Annotated in this window: 12 protein-coding genes; 3 read left to right on the top strand and 9 right to left on the bottom strand. The window is 60.2% G+C overall.

Going from position 1 to position 13,925, the window contains the following annotated elements:
- The 6 genes from pcaH to pcaR all read right to left on the bottom strand — a co-directional run bounded on the left by pcaH (window position 1) and on the right by pcaR (window position 6,336).
- On the bottom strand, window positions 1-705 hold the full coding sequence (gene pcaH, locus PspS49_RS06770; protein ID WP_008080089.1) for a protocatechuate 3,4-dioxygenase subunit beta: 705 nt from the start codon (window positions 703-705) through the stop codon (window positions 1-3).
- A gap of 36 nt (window positions 706-741) precedes the next feature.
- Window positions 742-1,947, bottom strand: coding sequence for a 3-oxoadipyl-CoA thiolase (gene pcaF, locus PspS49_RS06765; protein ID WP_174245047.1), 1,206 nt, complete (start codon window positions 1,945-1,947; stop codon window positions 742-744).
- Complete coding sequence (locus PspS49_RS06760; protein WP_064393051.1) at window positions 1,944-2,723, bottom strand: CoA-transferase subunit beta; 780 nt, start codon at window positions 2,721-2,723, stop codon at window positions 1,944-1,946. Before PspS49_RS06760 ends, pcaF begins: the two co-directional genes overlap by 4 nt.
- Window positions 2,723-3,580: a CoA transferase subunit A gene (locus PspS49_RS06755; protein WP_099758203.1), complete on the bottom strand. Its 858-nt coding sequence runs from the start codon at window positions 3,578-3,580 to the stop codon at window positions 2,723-2,725. Before PspS49_RS06755 ends, PspS49_RS06760 begins: the two co-directional genes overlap by 1 nt.
- 272 nt (window positions 3,581-3,852) lie before the next feature.
- Window positions 3,853-5,199 (bottom strand): MFS transporter, encoded by a 1,347-nt coding sequence (locus tag PspS49_RS06750; protein WP_160038595.1) that lies wholly within the window; start codon window positions 5,197-5,199, stop codon window positions 3,853-3,855.
- A gap of 294 nt (window positions 5,200-5,493) precedes the next feature.
- Entirely contained in the window at window positions 5,494-6,336 is an 843-nt protein-coding gene (pcaR, locus tag PspS49_RS06745; RefSeq protein WP_007917109.1) for a pca regulon transcriptional regulator PcaR, read from the bottom strand.
- 652 nt (window positions 6,337-6,988) lie between these two features.
- Here pcaR and PspS49_RS06740 point away from each other — a divergent pair.
- Both PspS49_RS06740 and PspS49_RS06735 read left to right on the top strand, forming a co-directional pair.
- On the top strand, window positions 6,989-7,189 hold the full coding sequence (locus PspS49_RS06740; RefSeq protein ID WP_127926122.1) for a hypothetical protein: 201 nt from the start codon (window positions 6,989-6,991) through the stop codon (window positions 7,187-7,189).
- A gap of 374 nt (window positions 7,190-7,563) precedes the next feature.
- On the top strand, window positions 7,564-9,039 hold the full coding sequence (locus PspS49_RS06735; protein WP_034153067.1) for an inorganic phosphate transporter: 1,476 nt from the start codon (window positions 7,564-7,566) through the stop codon (window positions 9,037-9,039).
- An 888-nt stretch (window positions 9,040-9,927) separates the two neighbouring features.
- Here the strand turns inward: PspS49_RS06735 and ccoM are convergent.
- The 3 genes from ccoM to PspS49_RS06730 all read right to left on the bottom strand — a co-directional run bounded on the left by ccoM (window position 9,928) and on the right by PspS49_RS06730 (window position 10,787).
- Window positions 9,928-10,041, bottom strand: a complete 114-nt coding sequence (ccoM, locus tag PspS49_RS30025; protein ID WP_003222396.1) for a cytochrome c oxidase subunit CcoM — start codon at window positions 10,039-10,041, stop codon at window positions 9,928-9,930.
- Between the two features lie 145 nt (window positions 10,042-10,186).
- Window positions 10,187-10,348 carry a hypothetical protein gene (locus PspS49_RS29645; protein ID WP_095119184.1) on the bottom strand — a complete coding sequence of 54 codons (162 nt, stop codon included), beginning with the start codon at window positions 10,346-10,348 and terminating at the stop codon, window positions 10,187-10,189.
- A gap of 97 nt (window positions 10,349-10,445) precedes the next feature.
- The gene (locus PspS49_RS06730; RefSeq protein WP_077571425.1) at window positions 10,446-10,787 is read right to left on the bottom strand and encodes an aspartate-semialdehyde dehydrogenase; all 342 of its coding nucleotides are present in this window, start codon (window positions 10,785-10,787) and stop codon (window positions 10,446-10,448) included.
- Between the two features lie 251 nt (window positions 10,788-11,038).
- Here PspS49_RS06730 and rapA point away from each other — a divergent pair, with 251 nt between their 5' ends.
- The gene (rapA, locus tag PspS49_RS06725; protein WP_127926121.1) at window positions 11,039-13,885 is read left to right on the top strand and encodes an RNA polymerase-associated protein RapA; all 2,847 of its coding nucleotides are present in this window, start codon (window positions 11,039-11,041) and stop codon (window positions 13,883-13,885) included.
- Window positions 13,886-13,925 lie beyond the last annotated feature (40 nt).

Here is a 13,925-nt window from a genome sequence, read left to right as displayed (position 1 = left end):
TTATTTCTCCATCGGCGTGGCTTCACGCCCGCGCAGCACGATGTCCCAGCGATAACCGAGGGCGTAGGACGGAATGGTTTTTTCCAGATCGAAACTGGCGATCAGGCGTTCCTTGGCCGAGGTGTCCGGCACGCAGTTGTAGATCGGGTCGTAGGCCAGCAGCGGATCGCCCGGGAAGTACATCTGCGTGACCAGACGCGTGAGAATGCTCGGCCCGAACAGCGAAAAGTGGATGTGCGCCGGACGCCAGGCGTTGTGGTGGTTGCCCCACGGATAGGCGCCGGGCTTGATGGTCTGGAACTGATACCAGCCGTCGGCGTCAGTGACGGTGCGGCCAGTGCCGGTGAAATTCGGGTCCAGCGGCGCGTCATGCAGGTCGCGTTTGTGGTTGTAGCGACCGGCGGCGTTGGCCTGCCAGATCTCCACCAGAATCCCCGGCACCGGCAGACCGTTTTCGTCGAGCACACGGCCGTGAATGATGATGCGTTCGCCCTGTGGCTCGCCTTCATGCTGGGCGGTCAAGTCGTTGTCGGTGTCGCCCACACGCTCGGCGCCGATAGTCGGGCCGGTGATTTCCGACAGCGAGTGCGGCAGAAACACCAATGGCTTCGACGGCGAGCGCAGGTTGGTGGATTGATACGTCGGGTGCAGGTACTCAGGCTGAGTGCCTTCCTGCGGACGACGGTAACCAGGCTTGTCAGACATGTCGCTTTCCTCTGTTCTTTTTCGTCACGGCTTGCGTCAGACGCGTTCGATGGCCAGGGCCAGACCTTGGCCGACACCGACGCACATGGTCGCCAGACCTTTCTTGCCACCGGTCTTTTCCAACTGATGCAGCGCGGTCAGCACCAGACGCGCACCGCTCATGCCCAACGGGTGACCGAGGGCAATCGCGCCACCGTTCGGGTTGACCTGCGCGGCGTCATCCGCCAGACCCAGTTCACGCAGCACCGCCAAACCTTGGCTGGCAAACGCTTCGTTGAGTTCGATCACGTCGAAATCGCTGACCGCGACGCCCAGGCGCTCGATCAATTTGCGCACCGCCGGCACCGGGCCGATGCCCATCACCCGAGGTGCGACACCGGCGCTGGCCATGCCGAGCACTTTGGCGCGGGCGGTCAGGCCGTGTTTTTTCACCGCTTCGGCGGAAGCCAGAATCAGTGCGGCAGCACCGTCGTTGACGCCGGAGGCATTGCCGGCGGTGACGGTTTTGTCCGGGCCATTGACCGGTTTCAACTTGGTCAGCGCTTCAATCGTAGTGTCGGCGCGCGGATGTTCGTCCTGGCTGACCACGGTTTCGCCCTTCTTGTGGGCAATCCGTACTTCAACAATTTCTTCGGCGAAGTAACCGGCGGCCTGCGCGGCGGCGGTACGTTGCTGGCTGCGCAGGGCGAAAGCGTCCTGATCGGCGCGCGAGACTTTATAGTCGTCGGCGACGTTGTCGGCGGTCTGCGGCATCGCGTCGACGCCGTACTGCGCCTTCATCAACGGGTTGATGAAACGCCAGCCGATGGTGGTGTCTTCCAGCTTCATGTTGCGCGAAAACGCCGCGTCAGCCTTGCCCATCACGAACGGTGCGCGGGACATCGACTCGACGCCGCCGGCAATCGCCAGCTCCATCTCACCGCTGGCAATCGCCCGGAATGCCGTGCCGATGGCGTCCATGCCCGAAGCGCAGAGACGATTGAGGGTCACGCCCGGTACGGTTTCCGGCAGGCCCGCCAGCAGCAGGGCCATACGCGCAACGTTGCGGTTGTCTTCACCGGCCTGGTTGGCGCAACCGAGGAACACTTCGTCGATGGCGCTCCAGTCCACCGAGGGATTGCGTTCCATCAAGGCCTTGATCGGCACGGCGGCCAGGTCATCGGCGCGAACAGCCGACAGTCCGCCGCCGAAACGGCCGATTGGGGTGCGAATCGCGTCGCAGATATAAACGTCACGCATCATGCTTCTCCCGGTGCCTGGCCGTGGGCGGCGGCAGTACGCGCTTCGAGATCGCGCAGCGCAGTCAGTTCGACTTCAGTCGGTTCAGCGGTGTTTTCAACATGCTCGGCAAAACGGATCGCCCAACCGGTGGCCGCGACCACTTGCTCGCGGGTCACGCCAGGATGCAACGCGGTGACCACGAACTCATGGGTGCCCTCTTCCGGCTCCATGATGCACAGGTCGGTGATGATCCCGACCGGACCGGCGCCCGGCAGGCCCAGACGTTTGCGCGAATCGCCGCCCTCGCCGTGACCGACCGAGGTGATGAAATCGAGCTTGTCGACAAACGAACGCGCCGACTGTTTAAGGATGATCAACACGCTTTTCGCCGAACCGGCAATTTCCGGCGCGCCACCGGCACCCGGCAGGCGCACTTTCGGCGAGAAATAATCGCCGACCACGGTGGTGTTGATGTTGCCGAAACGGTCGACCTGCGCGGCGCCGAGAAAACCGACGTCGATGCGCCCGCCCTGCAACCAGTAGCGAAAAATCTCACCGGTCGGTACGACGGTATCAGCGGTTTCCGCCAGCTCACCGTCACCGATCGACAGTGGCAGCACGCTTGGCTTGGCGCCAATCGGGCCCGACTCATAGATCAGCACCACGTCCGGCGACGAGGTCAGACGCGCAAGGTTGGCGGCTTTCGACGGCAGGCCGATGCCGACGAAACACACCGAGCCGTTCTTCAGGCGACGCGCCGCCGCGACGGTCATCATTTCATTGGTGGTGTAAGTCATTACTTGGCCTCCGAAGCAGCGGCCAACTTGGCCTGGAACGCGCTGAAGTCAGCGCAGCCATGGATGTATTCATTGATCCACGCGGTAAACGTCTCACGGTCGCGGGCGATCGGATCCCACGCTTGATAGAAACGATTGTCGCGCTCGGTGTAACCGTGGGCGTAGGACGGGTGCGCGCCGCCGGGCACGTGGCAGACCGCGCTCAAGGCCCAGGTCGGCAGTACACAGGCGTTCATCGGCGCGTTGAGGTCGTCGACGATTTCTTCAACAGTGACGATGCAGCGTTTGGCGGCCAGTGCGGCTTCTTTCTGCACACCGAGAATGCCCCACAGCAGCACATTGCCTTGGCGGTCGGCTTTCTGTGCGTGGATCACGGTCACGTCCGGGCGCACCGACGGCACGGCCGCCAACACTTCACCGGTGAACGGGCAGGTCACGGTTTTGATCAGTGGATTGACCTTCGGCAGGTCGGAGCCGGCGTAAGCACGCAGCACCGCGAATGGCAGGCCGGACGCACCGGCGACGTAGGCATTGGCCAGGTCGGCGTGACTGTGCTCTTCGATTTCCAGCGCGTGCGGCCATTGCTTCTCGACCGCGTCACGCAGACGGTGCAGCGAACCGACGCCCGGGTTGCCGCCCCAGGAGAAAATCAGTTTGCGTGCGCAACCGGCGCCAATCAGTTGGTCGTAGATCAGGTCAGGCGTCATCCGCACCAGCGTCAGATCTTTCTTGCCCTGACGAATGATTTCATGACCTGCGGCCGTAGGGATCAGGTGAGTGAAGCCTTCGAGCGCGACGGTGTCGCCGTCGTTGACGAATTGCTTCACCGCGTCGTGCAGCGAAAGGATCTCAGCCATGGAGCGGGCTCCTGTTTTTGTAATGAATCGCCAGTGATAAAAAGGCGCGAGGTTCAGCGCCGGAGTCACTGAAGATTAAGCCTGGGGAAATGGCCAAACAATCCGATAATCGACTGAGTGTTCGTTTATCGAACGGATTGTTGTTCTCCTAACAATCGAATCAAAAGCATCGCGAGCAGGCTCACTCCTACAGGGGAACGCATTCCAAATGTGGGAGCGAGCCTGCTCGCGAATAGGCCAGAACACTCAACGAATATTTCTACGCATGAAACTCAAGTCGCATCCGCATGACTGACCATGCCTTTAATCACCACCGCCGTGGTGGCCAATGCCGCCGGAATCACCAACGCCGTCAGCACCTGCTCGAAATTCCAGCCCAGGCCCAACAAGGTCGCGCCCATCCACGCCCCGAGAATCGCGCCAAAGCGGCCAATCCCCAGCATCCACGAGACCCCGGTCGCCCGCCCCTGCGTTGGATAGAACCGCGCCGCCAGTGACGGCATCGCCGATTGCGCACCGTTCACGCACATCCCTGCCACCAGCACCAGCGTCGCCAGCAACGTGATATTCCCCAGACTCTGCCCGACCGCGTAGGCAAACACCCCGGCCAGCAGGTAGAAAGTGCCAATGACCTTGTGCGGATTGAAGCGGTCCATCGCCCATCCCACCGCCACCGCGCTCAATACTCCGCCGAACTGGAACAACGCACCGATAAACGCGGCTTGTTCCATGCTCGCGCCACTGTCACGCATCAGCGTCGGCAGCCAACTGGTCAGCAGATAAACAATCACCAGGCCCATGAAATAGGTCAGCCACAGCAACAAGGTGCCGGTGCTGTAAGTGCCAGAGAAGATCACGGCGAAAACGTTGCGCGCCTTGACGGTTTTCTGTTCCGGCACGCTGAAACTCGAGGCCTGGGCAACAGTGACCGGATCGATCGGTGCCAGGGTCTTGCGGATTTTGTCGGTGCCACGGTTACGGACTACAAGGTAGCGCGCCGATTCCGGCAGCCAGAACAGCAGCACCACCGCGAGAATCAACGGCAAGATCCCGCCGATCAGCAGCAGGCTGTGCCAGCCGAACGCCGGAATCAGCTTGGCGGAAATAAACCCGCCACCGGCCATGCCGAGGTTGAAACCGCAGAACATGCTGGTCACCAGCAGCGACTTCTTGCGCTCCGGGGTGTACTCCGAGAGCAGCGTGGTGGCATTGGGCATCCCCGCGCCCAGACCCAGGCCGGTGAGGAAGCGCAGCACCAGCAGTTGTTCAACGTTGGTGCTGTACGCCGACGCCAGACTGAAGGCACCGAACAGCACCACCGCGCCGACGAGGACGACTTTTCGCCCGAAGCGGTCAGCCAGAGGGCCGGAACCCAATGCGCCGAAGACCATGCCGATCAACGCAGCGCTCATCACCGGGCCGAGGCTGGCGCGGTCGATGCCCCAGTCCTGCGACAACGCCGGGGCGATGAAGCCCATCGCCGCGGTGTCGAGGCCATCGAGGAAGACAATCAGGAAACACAGGATCACCACCCGCCACTGATAGCGCGAGATCGGTTGGGCATTGATGAAGGTCTGCACGTCGAGGCAGTTACCTACAGCGGACTGAGGCTGGTTCATTATTTTTATTCCACGCAAAAAACGCAGTCGAACGGCGGCCGGCCAGAGAGCAGCACGGTCACAAGAATAGAAGGTCTGGATCAGGCGTTGCGGTGAACCCGGCAACAGGGGATGGAGCGGAGACAGTCGGGGAGCATGCGCATGGTGAGTTGCCTCTTGTCATTATTATGGGAGTCGACAGTCCGGCGGGCTCATTCACATCAGCGCCGGATGACGCTGCCGCGACATTAATGATCCGAGGGTTTTAGCGTCAATTCGATAAACGCAACACTGTGCGTTTATCGAACAGCTTCATCAGGCAAACAACTGCGCACTGAGGTCGCGGCTGGCACTGAGCAAGCCCGGCAGGAAGCGCTGCTCAAGCTCGGTACGGCTGACGCGACCGGCGTGGGTGCTGACGTTGAGCGCTGCGACCACTTGGCCGGAAGCGTCATAGACCGGCACGGCAATCGAGCGCAGACCCTGTTCCAGTTCCTGATCGACGATGCACCAGCCCTGCTGTCGCACTTCCTGCAGGCATTCGAGCAGCGCATCGGGTGTATGGATCGTGCGGCTGGTCTTGGCGACCAGTTCGGCGTGATCGAGGTATTCACGCAGCGACGTATCGTCCAGTGCTGCCAGCAGAATCCGCCCCATCGACGTGCAGTACGCCGGCAAGCGACCGCCCACCGACAGGTCCACCGAAATCAGCCGCTGCGTGGTCGCCGAACGGGCGATGTAGAGAATGTCGTCGCCTTCGAGTGTGGCCATGTTGCAGGCTTCGTGCAGTTGCTCGCTCATGCGGTCGAGGTACGGCTGGGCGGACACTGCCAACGGCGTCGACGACAGATAGGCGTGGCCGAGGGTCAGCACTTTGGGCAGCAATGAGTAGGTGCGACCGTCCGTGGTGGCGTAGCCGAGTTTGATCAAGGTATGCAGGCAACGGCGCACGGCGGCGCGGGGAATTTCCGTGCGGTGACTGATTTGGGCGATGGTCAGATGGCGTTTGCGCTCCTGAAACGCCTGCACCACCGCCAAGCCACGGGCCAGCGAGGTCATGAAGTCCGGATCACCGGTCAGCGCCTGGATGCGTTTGGCCGGCGAGGCGACGATCGGCGGCGCCACGGAGGTGAAAGAGTTGCGCATTTGATCGTTCATTTCTTGTCCTTTTATCCGGCACGGATCAATGGGCTATACAAGCGGCTCGCCGGCAAATGCACAAGCGTCTGGCCTGCAAGATTGGGCGATTATCGAACCGTCGGTCGATAATCGCAATCGGCCGTTCGGCTTGCTTCAAACCCTTTCCGGGGTTCGCTCAACTTCAGCCGTTATCTGAATCACTGCTTTAGTTGTTCGACTAAATGACGCCAAAAACCGATCGCGTGGCAAATAACGGCCAACGCACACTTCAACTAGCGACAAAAGTTGCGAGTCACAAAACAATCACACATCCAGAACCGTTTTTAACTTGGCAAAGATAGTCATTCCCGAATCGACCGCTATAATGCACCTCAGTGGCACCTCGTTTTTAATCGCCGAGGCCGTCACCCGCTGAGGCGATGTCCATCGCCAACAGCCCGGCCAGCGCCCGACACGCATCACTCATGCAACGCCTGCGCTCGCTGAAACAGGAAACTGATGCTGCGTCAGTTTTTATCTGGTGCCGTAGCCGCCTGTAACACGGAAGTCTTGATCGTCCCACCGATAAAACCAATGCCTGTCTGGGCATTGAACTCTCGGTGGCTTCGTTCAATCGATTCGTTGCAGTGCGTTTCACCAGACACTTCACTCAACTCATACAGGTAGCACTGTGACGAAAGACGAACTGCGCGCGGAACTTGAGCGCCAGGAACAACGTTACAAGGAAGTTTACGGCGGGGAAGTCACCACCTACGCCGCTCAGCCAGAACCGGAACGCAAAGCGTGGCGTAAACGCCCGACCGTTCAGGATCAGGTCTTCAAGCAAGAAATCGAAAAGATCGAAAAGGAACGCAAAGCCGAAGAGCCTTGAGCCACGGTTTTTGCATCTTTTGAAGGTTTGCGTCCGCACCGGTTACAAGCGCGGTGAAACGACGATGCCTTGCGCGCCCGCTACCCGCGGGCAGCGGCCATCACCCGGCCAGGCAGACTGAGGACGGGCGTCCTACAGGTTTCACAGATATTTCAGACAAGCGTTTGAGACCTCTTCGCGTCGGTAAAATCGCCTACGAAAAAAGGCTTTTATCAATTAAATCAATGACTTGAAAAACCCTGCGCAACGCTAGGTTTTCATGCGCTGCAACAAATTAAATCGAAGAAGTGTGTAACCGATGAGCAGGTAGGGGATCGATTTCCAGTCTTTTCTGGCATAATCGCGCCCCCTTACGACCGGGTCAGAAAACCTTCATGATCGATTTATTCAGCGGACTGGATGCTTGGGTGCTTGTGAGCCTCTTGCTCGCCCTGACGTTTGTCCTCGCCTTCGAGTTCATCAATGGATTTCATGACACCGCTAACGCGGTAGCCACTGTTATCTACACCAAAGCCATGCCGCCTCACCTGGCGGTGTTCTTTTCCGGTGTGTTCAATTTCCTCGGCGTGCTGCTGGGTGGCGTTGGCGTGGCGTATGCCATCGTCCATTTGCTGCCGGTTGAACTGCTGATCAATGTGAACACCGGCCATGGTCTGGCGATGGTGTTCTCGTTGCTCGCCGCGGCAATCGCCTGGAACCTGGGCACCTGGTACTTCGGTATCCCGGCTTCCAGCTCGCACACCTTGATCGGCTCGATCCTCGGTGTCGGCCTGGCCAACGCCCTGATCAACGACATTCCATTGGCCGACGGCGTGAACTGGCAGAAAGCGATCGACATCGGCGCCTCGCTGGTGTTTTCGCCGATGGCCGGTTTCCTGATCGCCGCGCTGATCCTGATCGGCCTGAAGTGGTGGCGTCCGCTGTCGAAGATGCACAAGACACCGGAACAGCGCCGCAAGATCGACGACAAGAAGCACCCACCGTTCTGGAACCGTCTGGTCCTGGTGATCTCGGCCATGGCCGTGAGCTTCGTGCACGGTTCAAACGATGGCCAGAAAGGCATCGGCCTGATCATGCTGGTGCTGATCGGTATCGTGCCTGCGCAGTTCGTTCTCGACCTGAACAGCACCACCTATCAGATCGAACGTACTCGCGATGCGACCCTGCACCTGAGCCAGTTCTACCAGCGCAACGCCGATTCGCTGGGTGAGTTCCTGGCCCTGGGCAAGAGCGTAGAAGGCGACCTGCCGGAGAAATTCCGCTGCAACCCGCAGCAGACCGAACCGACCATCAGCGCCCTGCTGCACACCCTCAAAGGTGTTGCGGACTACCACTCGCTGTCGTCGGAAAGCCGCATTGAAGTGCGTCGTTACCTGCTCTGCCTGGACGACACCGCGAAGAAGGTTGGCAAGCTGCCGGGGCTGGAACCGCGTGAAAAGGCTGACCTCGACAAGCTGCGCAAAGACCTGACCACCACCACCGAATACGCGCCGTTCTGGGTGATTCTGGCGGTCGCACTGGCTTTGGGCCTGGGCACTATGGTTGGCTGGAAGCGCGTGGTACTGACCATTGGCGAGAAGATCGGCAAGCAAGGCATGACCTACTCCCAGGGCATGTCCGCGCAGATCACTACTGCCAGTTTGATCGGTATGGCCAACATCTTCAGTCTGCCTGTGTCGACCACGCACGTTCTGTCCTCGGGCGTGGCGGGCACCATGGTCGCCAACAAGAGCGGCCTGCAGGGTGGCACGGTTCGCACCATTCTGTTGGCGTGGGTGTTGACCTTGCCGGCGACTGTTGCGCTGTCGGCCGGGTTGTTCTGGCTGGCGTCGAAGGCGCTGGGTAGTTGATAGATAGCGGTACATGAGAAAGGCGCGATTCGAGAGGATCGCGCCTTTTTTTGTGGTTGGGGTTTTGGAATTTGGGGGCATATCCGTTGCTGCGGGGGTTGCCGCTGGCGGTTTCGCTCTTACAGCGAGTCCCTTTTTCAAACGCCGAAAAGGTAACCCAAATTAAGGCTTTGCCCCGGCGTACGGCACTTCGCTGAGGCTCAGTGTTCCCTCGCTACGGTGGGGTAAAAGATCAAAAGCCGAAGCAAGATCAAAAGCCAGATCAAGAGCCCCTCACCCTAGCCCTCTCCCGGAGGAAGAGGGGACTGATCGCGGTGTTTGGGGGAGGCACGCCGACATGCGATATCGCGTTGAACTCAGATTCTGAAAGGCTCACAAATCGGCCCCCTCTCCCTCGGGAGAGGGCTGGGGTGAGGGGCAAATCCACCACAATTCCAAAGCCGAACATCCGCTTTTCACCACTCAATAGGCCGAGTGTCAGCTCGCCTGCTCTTGATCTTGATCTGTAAGGCGACGTCGGAAGGCTGAGTGGAGGGATTGATCCGGGGGTGGGAGCGTAGCGACCGTTTGGCGCAGCCAAACACAGCGAGAGGAGGTGCAGCGAAGCAAACCGTAGGCGCTGCGCCCGGATCGATCCCGCAGCGAAGGAACCCCGAGCCCCAGCGAGCGGGCCGCACGTAGGAGCAAGCGTTTTTTGCTTACTTTTTTTGGCGTTTGAAAAAAAGTGAGTCGCCGTAAGGGCGAAACCGCCAGTGGCAACACCCGAAAAAACGGATATACACCCAACCCCCCAAGAACATGGTCGGCCCAAAGGCCGCCAAGTCAAAAAAAAAAAGGGGCAACCGAAGTCGCCCCAAAATGCCTTGCGTGCCCATCAATCCAGAAGAATCACTTCTTGCGCTTATTCGCATCCTTCCAGATAAAAAATCCAAACCCTGCAAAAAACAGAACCATCAGCCCTACAGTCAGGACCCCGGCAAACACCACGTTATCGAAAAACATGACTGGCCTCCTGGCCCCTGCTCTGCTGCGATGGACCTAAGTTACCAAACACACAGGCGCACAAATTGACCGGGATCAATACCAGCAAGGAAGGGAGATAAAGGAGGGGAATTAAATGACCTGCATCAAAGGATGCAGGAGCAGATCAACGCTTTTTCGGCTTGTTTTTCGACTTTTTCCTGGCTTTTCCCAACGGCATCGCCTGCTCGAAAGCCTGGCGCACTTCGTTCAGGCGCTTCTCTTTTATGTCATGCACCCGCTTGGCGCGCTCAGTGCTGAGGTCGATCAGTTTGTCGTCTTGGCTCATGGCGTTCAGTACATCGCAGTAAAGGATCACAACTGCCACATCACCGGCAGGACCATGTCAATAATGCAACGTCACACCAGCGCTGACCAGCCGAAGATCAGATCTCGATATCGACCCACAAACCCTGACGCGGCTGATCTTCCATCAGCGGCACCACCGGCACGGTGTTGTCGGCGTTCAACTCGGTACCGGGTATGGCCAGGTGTTCTTCCGGATCTTCATCGGCTTCGCGACGACGGCGATCACGTTCTTGCTGGCGACGCTGTTCTTCGCGCGCCAGCAATCGATCCTCTTCCGGATCGCGTTTTTGCAGATCGATCGTGCTTTCGTTGGAGCTTTCCTGCACCGGCACCACCGGAGGAATGTCCGGCCGCTGGCGGATCGGATCCTGCTGGGAAGTGATCGGCACGGCGCTCAGGGGGAGCATCGGTGGCAACATATAAAGGGTCTCCTGTCAGCAGGCTATCGGCTGCGGCAAAGGCGCCTTGAGCCATCCGTCGTAAATCTGTGACGCACTTGGCACGTGTAGGAGCTGCCGCAGGCTGCGATCTTTATCAGACAGCTCTAACCTCAAGGGTTCTCAAAGATCAAAAGATCGCAGCCTTCGGCAGCTCCTCCCCAGTAATCTTTGGCCCTGAAGCCCTCATTCCGTTAAGATAGCCCGCTTTTTCAAGGTGGGAGTCAGGCAGCATGGCGCAGCAGTATCAACCGGGGCAACGCTGGATCAGTGACAGCGAAGCAGAGCTTGGTTTAGGCACCGTTCTGGCACAGGACGGCCGCTTGTTGACCGTGCTTTACCCGGCCACTGGCGAAACCCGCCAGTACGCGCTACGGAATGCGCCCCTGACCCGCGTGCGGTTCTCGCCGGGTGACAGCATCACCCACTTCGAAGGCTGGAAGATGACCGTGCAGCAAGTCGACGATGTCGACGGCCTGATGGTCTATCACGGTCTCAATGGGCAGAACGAAGCCGTCACCCTGCCGGAAACCCAGCTGTCGAACTTCATTCAGTTCCGTCTGGCCAGCGACCGTCTGTTCGCCGGGCAGATCGACCCGCTGGCGTGGTTCTCGCTGCGTTACAACACTCTCGAACACACCAGCCGCCAGCTGCAATCTTCGCTCTGGGGCCTGGGTGGCGTGCGTGCGCAACCGATCGCGCATCAACTGCACATTGCTCGTGAAGTCGCCGACCGTATCGCACCACGCGTATTGCTGGCGGACGAGGTGGGTCTGGGTAAAACCATCGAAGCCGGTCTGGTGATCCATCGCCAACTGCTCTCGGGCCGCGCCAACCGCGTGCTGATCCTCGTCCCGGAAAACCTCCAGCACCAATGGCTGGTGGAGATGCGCCGCCGCTTCAACCTGCAGGTCGCGCTGTTCGACGAAGAACGCTTTATCGAAAGCGATGCCAGCAACCCGTTCGAAGACACCCAACTGGCGCTGGTTGCGCTGGAATGGCTGGTCGACGACGAGAAAGCGCAGGACGCGCTGTTCGCTGCCGGCTGGGATCTGCTGGTGGTCGACGAAGCACATCACCTGGTCTGGCACGAAGAAAAAGCCAGCCCGGAATACACCCTGGTCGAGCAACTGGCTGAAACCATCCCCGGTGTGTTGCTGCTCACCGCGACCCCGGAACAACTCGGTCAGGACAGCCACTTCGCTCGCCTGCGTCTGCTCGATCCGAACCGTTTCCATGACCTGGCCGCCTTCCGCGCCGAGAGCGACAACTATCGCCCGGTGGCCGAAGCCGTGCAGGAACTGCTCGACAAGGGCCGTCTCTCGGCCAAAGCGCACAAAACCATCCAGGGTTTCCTCGGCAACGAAGGCGAAGCGCTGCTGACGGCGGTCAACGATGGCGACACCGAAGCCAGCGCCCGCCTCGTGCGTGAGCTGCTCGATCGCCACGGCACCGGCCGCGTGCTGTTCCGTAACACCCGTGCCGCCGTGCAGGGTTTCCCGGAGCGCAAACTGCACCCGTACCCGCTGCCGTGCCCGGACGAATACCTCGAACTGCCGCTGGGCGAACACGCCGAGCTGTACCCGGAAGTCAGCTTCCAGGCGCAACCGGACGCCAGCGAAGAAGAACGCTGGTGGAAATTCGACCCGCGCGTCGAGTGGCTGATCGATCAGCTGAAAATGCTCAAGCGCACCAAGGTGCTGGTGATCTGCGCCCACGCCGAAACCGCGATGGACCTGGAAGACGCCCTGCGCGTGCGTTCCGGCATCCCGGCCACGGTGTTCCATGAAGGGATGAACATCCTTGAGCGTGACCGCGCCGCTGCTTACTTCGCCGATGAGGAGTTCGGTGCGCAAGTGCTGATCTGCTCGGAAATCGGCAGTGAAGGTCGCAACTTCCAGTTCGCTCACCACTTGGTACTGTTCGATCTGCCGTCGCACCCGGACTTGCTCGAGCAGCGGATCGGCCGTCTCGACCGGATCGGCCAGAAGCACATCATCGAACTGCACGTGCCCTACCTGGAAACCAGCCCGCAAGAGCGCCTGTTCCAGTGGTACCACGAAGCGCTGAACGCGTTCCTCAACACCTGCCCGACCGGCAACGCCTTGCAGCACCAGTTCGGCCCGCGCCTGCTGCCGCTGCTCGAAGAAGCCGACGACAGCGAGTGGCAAGCGCTGATCGACGAAGCGCGCACCGAGCGTGAGCGTCTGGAAGCCGAACTGCACACCGGTCGTGACCGTCTGCTGGAACTCAACTCCGGCGGCGCCGGCGAAGGTGAAGCGCTGGTCGAAGACATCCTCGAGCAAGACGATCAGTTCGCCCTGCCGATCTACATGGAAACCCTGTTCGACGCGTTCGGCATCGACAGCGAAGACCATTCGGAAAACGCCCTGATCCTCAAGCCGAGCGAGAAGATGCTCGACGCCAGTTTCCCGCTGGGCGACGACGAAGGCGTGACCATTACTTACGACCGCAACCAGGCGCTGTCGCGCGAGGACATGCAGTTCATCACCTGGGAACACCCGATGGTGCAGGGCGGCATGGACCTGGTGCTGTCCGGTTCGATGGGCAACACCGCCGTCGCGCTGATCAAGAACAAGGCGTTGAAACCGGGCACCGTGCTGCTCGAGCTGCTGTATGTCAGCGAAGTGGTGGCGCCGCGTTCGCTGCAACTGGGCCGTTACCTGCCGCCAGCTGCTCTGCGCTGCCTGCTCGATGCCAATGGCAACGATCTGTCGCCACGCGTCTCGTTCGAAACGCTGAACGATCAGCTGGAAAGCGTGCCACGCGCCAGCGCCAACAAGTTCATCCAGGCCCAGCGCGATCAGTTGACGCCACGGATCAACGCCGGTGAAGACAAGATCGCCCCGCGTCACGCCGAGCGCGTGGCCGAGGCCCGTCGCCGTCTGGCGGCCGACACCGACGAAGAACTGGCGCGCCTGACCGCGTTGCAAGCGGTCAACCCGACTGTGCGTGACAGCGAACTGGACGCGTTGCGCCAGCAGCGTGAGCAGGGTCTGGCGATGCTGGATAAAGCGGCGTTGCGTCTGGAAGCGATTCGGGTGTTGGTGGCGGGTTAAACCGCCCTGCTCCAGCGCTGAAAACAGAAAGGCCCGCAGT

The sequence above is a fragment of the Pseudomonas sp. S49 genome (assembly GCF_009866785.1).
Classification (GTDB): Bacteria; Pseudomonadota; Gammaproteobacteria; order Pseudomonadales; family Pseudomonadaceae; genus Aquipseudomonas.
Note: the sequence above shows the minus strand (reverse complement) of the source record. Positions and strands in the feature narration are given on the sequence as shown.

Coding starts and splice junctions, on each gene's coding strand:
- pcaH (WP_008080089.1), bottom strand. CDS start 705: ATGTCTGACAAGCCTGGTTACCGTCGTCCGCAGGAAGGCACTCAGCCT.
- pcaF (WP_174245047.1), bottom strand. CDS start 1,947: ATGATGCGTGACGTTTATATCTGCGACGCGATTCGCACCCCAATCGGC.
- PspS49_RS06760 (WP_064393051.1), bottom strand. CDS start 2,723: ATGACTTACACCACCAATGAAATGATGACCGTCGCGGCGGCGCGTCGC.
- PspS49_RS06755 (WP_099758203.1), bottom strand. CDS start 3,580: ATGGCTGAGATCCTTTCGCTGCACGACGCGGTGAAGCAATTCGTCAAC.
- PspS49_RS06750 (WP_160038595.1), bottom strand. CDS start 5,199: ATGAACCAGCCTCAGTCCGCTGTAGGTAACTGCCTCGACGTGCAGACC.
- pcaR (WP_007917109.1), bottom strand. CDS start 6,336: ATGAACGATCAAATGCGCAACTCTTTCACCTCCGTGGCGCCGCCGATC.
- PspS49_RS06735 (WP_034153067.1), top strand. CDS start 7,564: ATGATCGATTTATTCAGCGGACTGGATGCTTGGGTGCTTGTGAGCCTC.
- ccoM (WP_003222396.1), bottom strand. CDS start 10,041: ATGTTTTTCGATAACGTGGTGTTTGCCGGGGTCCTGACTGTAGGGCTG.
- PspS49_RS29645 (WP_095119184.1), bottom strand. CDS start 10,348: ATGAGCCAAGACGACAAACTGATCGACCTCAGCACTGAGCGCGCCAAG.
- PspS49_RS06730 (WP_077571425.1), bottom strand. CDS start 10,787: ATGTTGCCACCGATGCTCCCCCTGAGCGCCGTGCCGATCACTTCCCAG.
- rapA (WP_127926121.1), top strand. CDS start 11,039: ATGGCGCAGCAGTATCAACCGGGGCAACGCTGGATCAGTGACAGCGAA.